The organism is Pseudomonas sp. REP124 (assembly GCF_020164475.1).
Classification (GTDB): domain Bacteria; phylum Pseudomonadota; class Gammaproteobacteria; order Pseudomonadales; family Pseudomonadaceae; genus Aquipseudomonas.
Window position 1 is genome coordinate 21922 of sequence record NZ_JAIQWX010000081.1, and the last position, 6430, is coordinate 28351.

Below are 6430 nucleotides of genomic sequence, written 5' to 3' on the forward strand. Positions count from 1 at the left end.
CATCACCGACTCGTATGTCTCGGTGATCGCCCCTGCGTTGCATTACGCTGATTCCTGGGTCGGCAACGAGCCATGAACGGGCAACGCCTGCTGTAGTGACGCAGCCCCCGCAACAGGAACCAACGGAAGGAGTCTTGCCTCGGGACAGGAGAGCGTCGACCTCACCTTCGGCTCACTTTCATCCCTTCAAATCACTTCAAACAAGTCCAATGGAAAGTTGCTTCGAGTGAGGCATTCACTCTTTATGAAAATTTCGACTTATATAAGTTGGAAGGAGCAACTACGCCCAAATAAAACTTTAATAAAAAGTCTTATTGAAACTTATCGCACCTGAAAAAGTTATAACTTCAAATATCAAAAAATAACTTGCCCGACACTGTTTTTATGTACTAGCTTTTCCATCGCCGCCCAAAGCTGCGGCTCGTAGACACATGACCAGAACTTGCAGGCATTAGTCCTGCCGGGGCATTTGTTCGCCAGTAGAAAACTTTAAATCACGAAACGCCAATAGCCGAACACAACTTCCGATCATTGAAGGGATTATCCATGAACGCCACCAAAGAACTTCTGGAACAAAGGAAAGCCGAACTAAGTTCGCACCCGATCTTCTCCGAAATCAATTCACTTTCGATATTGCAGCGCTTCATGGAAAGCCATGTCTTCGCCGTGTGGGACTTCATGTCGCTGACCAAACGCCTGCAGCAGGAGCTGACCTGCACCCGCTTGCCCTGGCTGCCACCGCGCGATCCCCAAGCGGCGCGGCTGATCAATGAAATCGTGCTGGGTGAGGAGTCCGATGACCGGCCGGCCCAGGGGCACTACAGCCATTTCGAGTTGTATCTGGATGCCATGCGCGAAGTCGGTGCCTGCACTGCCACCGTGGAGCGCTTCGTGGCCTTGCAACAGGAAGGCGTGAGCTATGACGTGGCGCTGCAAAGCGTGGAGGTCGAGCCGGCCGCGGCGCGCTTCGTTCGCCATACCCTGCACACCGCGCTGCATGCGCCGGGCCACAGCGTTGCGGCGGCGTTTCTGCATGGTCGCGAGAGCGTGATCCCGCAGATGTTCCAACGCATTCTCGATGACTGGGGCATCGGCATCGAACAGGCCCCGACCTTTCGCTATTACCTGGAGCGACACATCGAAGTCGACTCCGAGGACCACGGCCCCGCCGCGGAAAAACTTCTCGCACGCCTGGTCGATGGCGATCCGCAACGAGAACAGGAGGTGTACGCCAGCGCGCTCGCCGCGGTGGAAAGCCGCATTGCGCTGTGGGACGGCCTGCGCCTGAGCATGAGCGAAGCGCTGGTGGAGGTGAACGCATGAACGCCGCCGACTACCTGTCGTTCGCCGACACCTGGGAGAGCCGCGCCACCATCCGCACCCGCCCGCGCCGTGTGCTGGAGAACGACGACAAGCTGATCTACCCCTTGAGCCGCCAGCCGCTGGTGCTGAGTGAAACCTTCCTGCGCGAGTGTCCCGGGCAACGGGATTTCGCGCTGGTGCAGACGCTGTACAAATTCATCAACGATGTGGTGATTTTCGAAACCGAGATCGTCGACAAGACCGCCCGCAGCATCGCCAAGAACCGCTTCGACCTGGCCTTCCCGTTCGCCTGCCGCTACGACGCCATGACCGTGGTCATCGACGAGGATTACCACGCGCTGGTGGCCATGGACTTCATGCAGCAGACGGTCGCCATGACCGGCATCGCACCCATCGAGCTGCCGGATGAAATCGAACTGAGCCGGGCGATCCCGGCGGCCATCGCTCTGGCACCGATGCACCTGCGCAGCGCGGTGGAGTTGATCTGCGTGGCCATTGCCGAGAACACCGTGACCGGCGACGTCGCGGCGTTCGCCAAGGACGACACGGTCAAGCAATCGATCAAGGGGCTGATGGCCGATCACTTGCTCGACGAAGGCCGGCACTCCGGTTTCTGGACGCGGATGGTGCGCATCTACTGGCACACCGCGAGCGAAGCAGACCGCCAGTGCATCGCACAGATCCTGCCGGTGTTCATCGGCCATTACCTGACCAACGACATCCAGAAGTCCTTCGACCTGCGCCTGATCGAGGCCTTGCCGATCAGCGACGCCGCGCGCCTGGCCTTGAGGAGCGAGGCGTCCGGGCTGGCCTACCCGATCAATCGCCATCACCCGCTGGTGGCCAACATCGTGCGGTTCCTGCGCAGCAGTTCACTGCTCGATTCGTCGTGCGTGCAAAGCGCCTTGAGCGACTACCTGATCTGACGAGGAGTACACCATGAGACGTCTCGACATTCTGCTGATTGGACGAAGCCAGGCCTTGACCGACCTGGGGCTGGAACTGGAGCAACATGGACATGCGCTGACGAGCTTGAAATCGCTCGATGGGCCTGTGCCGCTTGGGGCGGGTCTGCTGATCGATGACTTGAGCCTCGACTGGCAGGTGTCCATTGATGCGCCGCGCCTGACGCTGCAAGTGGGCATTGGTCTGGCCGGTGCCTCGGGTTTGCCTTCGCTGGATCTGTTATGCGCAGTCGATTCCAGATGGTTGAGTCGAGTGCCGATGGCCGATGAGCCTTCGGGCAACGGTCAGGCGCTGCGCTTGAGGGCTCTGGCGGAACTGGTGGATCAGGTGAGTTTGCTGGTGAGTCGCTACTCGCGGGACGCCGAATATTTCAGGCTCGCCGAATCTGCGGTTTGTCCTCACTTCGAATCGGTTGAGAATCTGCTGTTTCTGGACAGCCTGGCCTTCGTCCATCGGCTCAACGCGACGGCTGATCCCCGGCTGCTGGCCATTGCTCAGATACCGATGATCGAGCGGCTTGAGCAGCGTTTCATTCAGTCTGCCCGGCGACCGGCGCTGAATGTTGGGGGAAGCGTGTTGGACTATCGCCAATTGCATGCATTGAGTTGTGCGATACAGCAGCGTTTGCAGCCGTTGCTTGACTCTCTGGAAGGACCGCCGGTGGTGGGCATCTGTCTGCCAAAATGCAGTGCGCTGTATGCGGGGATCCTGGCGGTGCTGGGGTGCGGCGCGGTGTACCTGCCGCTGGAGCCGAGCCATCCGCTGCAACGTCAGCAATACATTCTGTCGAACGCCGGCGCGGTGTTGCTGCTGCATGACGGACAGCATCCGCTGGCGATTGATATGCCGGGGCTGGACATCACCGCTATCGATGCCGAAGGGGTGAGTCTCGATCAACCGCTGATGCGCCGTCGTCTCGATCTCGACGCGCCGTGCATGGCGCTCTACACCTCGGGCACCACCGGCCACCCCAAAGGCGTGCTGCTCAGCCAGACCAACCTCGCGCACTTCACAGCGTGGTACGCCGACTACGTGCACCTGAACGAGCAAAGTCGGGTACTGCAGTTTTCTTCCCTGAGTTTCGACTCATCGCTGATCGATATCTTCCCGACCCTGCTGCAAGGCGCCGAGCTGATCGTGCCCGACGACGATCAGCGTCGCGACCCGCTGCAACTGGTGGAGCTGATCCGCCAGCATCGGCTGAGCCACGCATTCTTGCCACCGGCACTGCTGAGCATCCTGCCGCTGGAGCAGCTGCGTGAACTCGAGCATGTGATGACCGGGGGCGATGTCTGCGAGCCTTGGGTTATCGAGCAACTGAGCCGCCAGGGCAAGCTTTACAACCTCTATGGGCCTACTGAAGCCACGGTGCTGATCACAGCGCGTCGATTGCAGGCGGGCGATCACAATCGGTGTTTGGGTGAGCCGATCGCCAACAGCCAGGTGCTGATTCTCGATGAGGATATGCAGCCGGTGATCGAGCAGACGGTCGGCGAGTTGTACATCGTCGGGCCCGGGGTGTGCCTGGGGTATCTGAACAATCCGCAGCAGACCTCTTCGCGCTATTTGGACCTGAATCTACCGGATGGACGAAGCCTTCGTGTTTATCGCACGGGGGATATGGCGAGGTGGACTGCTGGCGGGATCGAGTTGTGTGGGCGGCGGGACAATCAGGTGAAGATTCGCGGGTTTCGGGTCGAGCCGGAGGAGATTGAGCGCTGCCTGCGGGACGCCGGGTTGTATCGTCAGGTGGCGGTGGTGATCGACAGTCAGCGACGGATTCTGGCCTTCCTTGCACAGCCTCAGCCTGGTGTTGCTCTGGAAACGCTGAAGGCACATGCCACCGATTGTTTGCCGGACTACATGCGGCCCGTTGCGTGGACCGAGCTTGCGTGCATGCCCTATGCAAGTAACGGCAAGGTTGATCGCAAGGCGCTGCTGGAGCTGCCAGTGAGTGTCAGTGAGCTGGTGGCGCGACGTCTGCCGGCCAGCGCCGATGAAGCGCGTTTGCTGGAGATCTGGGCTGACTTGTTGGACCTGCCGGCGAGCGATATTTCGACCGATGAAAGCTTTTTCAACCTGGGCGGCCATTCGATCCTGCTGTCGCGCATGTTGCTGCGTTTGCGTGAGGAATTCGGGCGCAGCATTTCGATAAACCGGTTCATCGAGCTTCCTACGATCGCGAAGCTGGCGACGCTGGTTCGCGGCTGCGGTAGCGAAGAGGTGCTGAGCGAACAGGCCCTGGCCGACGCCTCCCGTGAGCTGACGGTACAGCCACTGCCTGTCGGGCAAATGGGCGATGTGCACAAGGTGATCGTGACCGGTGCCAACAGTTTTGTCGGGGTGCATATCGTCGAAGCGTTGTTGGCCTGGGGAGCGAGCGAGGTAGCTTGCCTGGTACGCGACGGTGGTGGGCGGTCGGCTGCAGAGCGTTTCGCTCTGGCGTTGCGAGAGAACCGTTTAGAGCACCTGGATCTGAGTCGGGTGAGGGTTTACGCGGCAGACATCACGCAGCCATCCCTGGGGCTCTCACAGGCGGTTTACGAGCGGCTGGATCGAGAGTTCGGCGCGCTGGTGCACAACGCTGCCAACGTCAACCATGTGCTCGATTACGAGTCGCTGGCTCGGGACAACGTCGAGCCGATTTTCGAGTGCCTGCGACTGTGTGAAGGGCGCAGCAAGAAGATCTTCAATTTCGTCTCGACGCTCTCGGCGTCCAGCACGATTACCAGCGAGGGTCGGGTGCTTGAGTTGCCTGCCGCGCAGACTCCGCCGATCTACATCAAGAATGGTTACAACCTGTCCAAGTGGGTGGGGGAGCGGATTCTGGAGCGGGCTCGTGCGCTCGGTGTGTGGGTCAATCTCTATCGCCCCGGCAATATCAGTTTCAACAGCCTCACGGGCGTGTGTCAGCCCCACAAGAATCGCTTGATGCTGATGCTCAAGGGGTCGATTCAGCTCGGCCAGGTGCCGGAGTTCGCGCTCAATTTCGATTTGATGCCGGTGGATTTTCTCGCCCGCTTCATCGCCTTTCATGCCAGCCGCTATCAGCCGGAAAAAGCGGTGTTCAACCTGCACAACCCCGAGCCGTTGAGTTGGGACAGTTACGTGGCGTCCTTTCGTGAGAGCGGCCGGGAATTCTCTTTGGTCAGCGTCGCCGACTGGCAGCAGCAGTTGGGCCGGGTCGATAGCGATAACGCGTTGTTCGGGGTGCTTGGGTTTTATCTCAACGGCTTCGAGGAAGACATCGGCGACATCTCGATGATTGGCCACGACAACGCCCAGGCCGGTGTGCGGCAGATGGGTGCGCGTTATCCGGAGAAGTCAGCGGCGCTGCTGCGCCGTGGCTGCGAGTACCTCAAGGAAATCAATTTCATCTGATTCATCACAACCAGGAAATGGAGCAAAACCATGATCAATCTGAAACCCGATACGCTGATCAAAAACCCTCAAGGCTGCCATGTGGTTTCTTCGGTGGAGGTTGCGGCCGATGCTGCGCAGGTGTGGGCGGTGGTCGGCAATTTTGCCGGATTCGAGCGATTCATCCCGGCGCTGTCGCATATCGAGATGACGGGGGATGGCGTGTCGTCCCTTCGCAAGAAGTTCTTCAAGGACGGCAATCTGGTGGTGGAGCAACTCAACTCTCGCGATGACACGGCTATGTGTATGACGTGGACCACGATCTACAACACGCTGGGGGTGGCTAATCTTTGGGCGGCGATGCGGGTTGAGCCTTTGAGTTCAGGTATTTGCATTGCGACCTGGAGCATCATTGCCGAGCCTGCGCAGGGCGATGCCGAAGGTGGGTTCAAGGAATTCGTTCAAGGGTTCGCGGATGATGCGATGGGGAATGTGTCGAAGCTGTTTGCTTGACGCGTTTTACTGGCCCGGAAAGACAAAACCCCTGTCTGCGTTAGCAGACAGGGGTTTTGGAATTCAATCTTGACGATGACCTACTCTCACATGGGGAAACCCCACACTACCATCGGCGATGCATCGTTTCACTGCTGAGTTCGGGATGGGATCAGGTGGTTCCAATGCTCTATTGTCGTCAAGAAATTCTGTGACCAGTCCGTTACGAGCGTAACGTGCCGGCGAAAATTGGTGACTCTTACTAAAAGACAAAACCCCAACTGCTTTT

4 protein-coding genes and 1 rRNA gene are annotated in these 6430 nt (G+C 59.0%); 4 read left to right on the top strand and 1 reads right to left on the bottom strand.

The features are described from left to right. Positions 1-546: 546 nt before the first annotated feature. From K9857_RS19150 to K9857_RS19165, 4 genes are read left to right on the top strand one after another with little or no spacing between them, the layout of a single operon-like run. The gene (locus K9857_RS19150; RefSeq protein ID WP_224538282.1) at positions 547-1323 is read left to right on the top strand and encodes a DUF3050 domain-containing protein; all 777 of its coding nucleotides are present in this window, start codon (positions 547-549) and stop codon (positions 1321-1323) included. After that, positions 1320-2249: a diiron oxygenase gene (locus tag K9857_RS19155; protein ID WP_224538283.1), complete on the top strand. Its 930-nt coding sequence runs from the start codon at positions 1320-1322 to the stop codon at positions 2247-2249. Before K9857_RS19150 ends, K9857_RS19155 begins: the two co-directional genes overlap by 4 nt. Positions 2250-2262: 13 nt before the next feature. Then, positions 2263-5670 carry a non-ribosomal peptide synthetase gene (locus tag K9857_RS19160; RefSeq protein WP_224538285.1) on the top strand — a complete coding sequence of 1136 codons (3408 nt, stop codon included), beginning with the start codon at positions 2263-2265 and terminating at the stop codon, positions 5668-5670. A 30-nt stretch (positions 5671-5700) separates the two neighbouring features. Then, a complete protein-coding gene (locus K9857_RS19165; RefSeq protein ID WP_224538286.1) occupies positions 5701-6162 on the top strand; it encodes an SRPBCC family protein in 462 nt (153 codons plus the stop codon). Between the two features lie 67 nt (positions 6163-6229). Here the strand turns inward: K9857_RS19165 and rrf are convergent. Continuing rightward, a 5S ribosomal RNA gene (rrf, locus tag K9857_RS19170) occupies positions 6230-6345 on the bottom strand. Positions 6346-6430 lie beyond the last annotated feature (85 nt).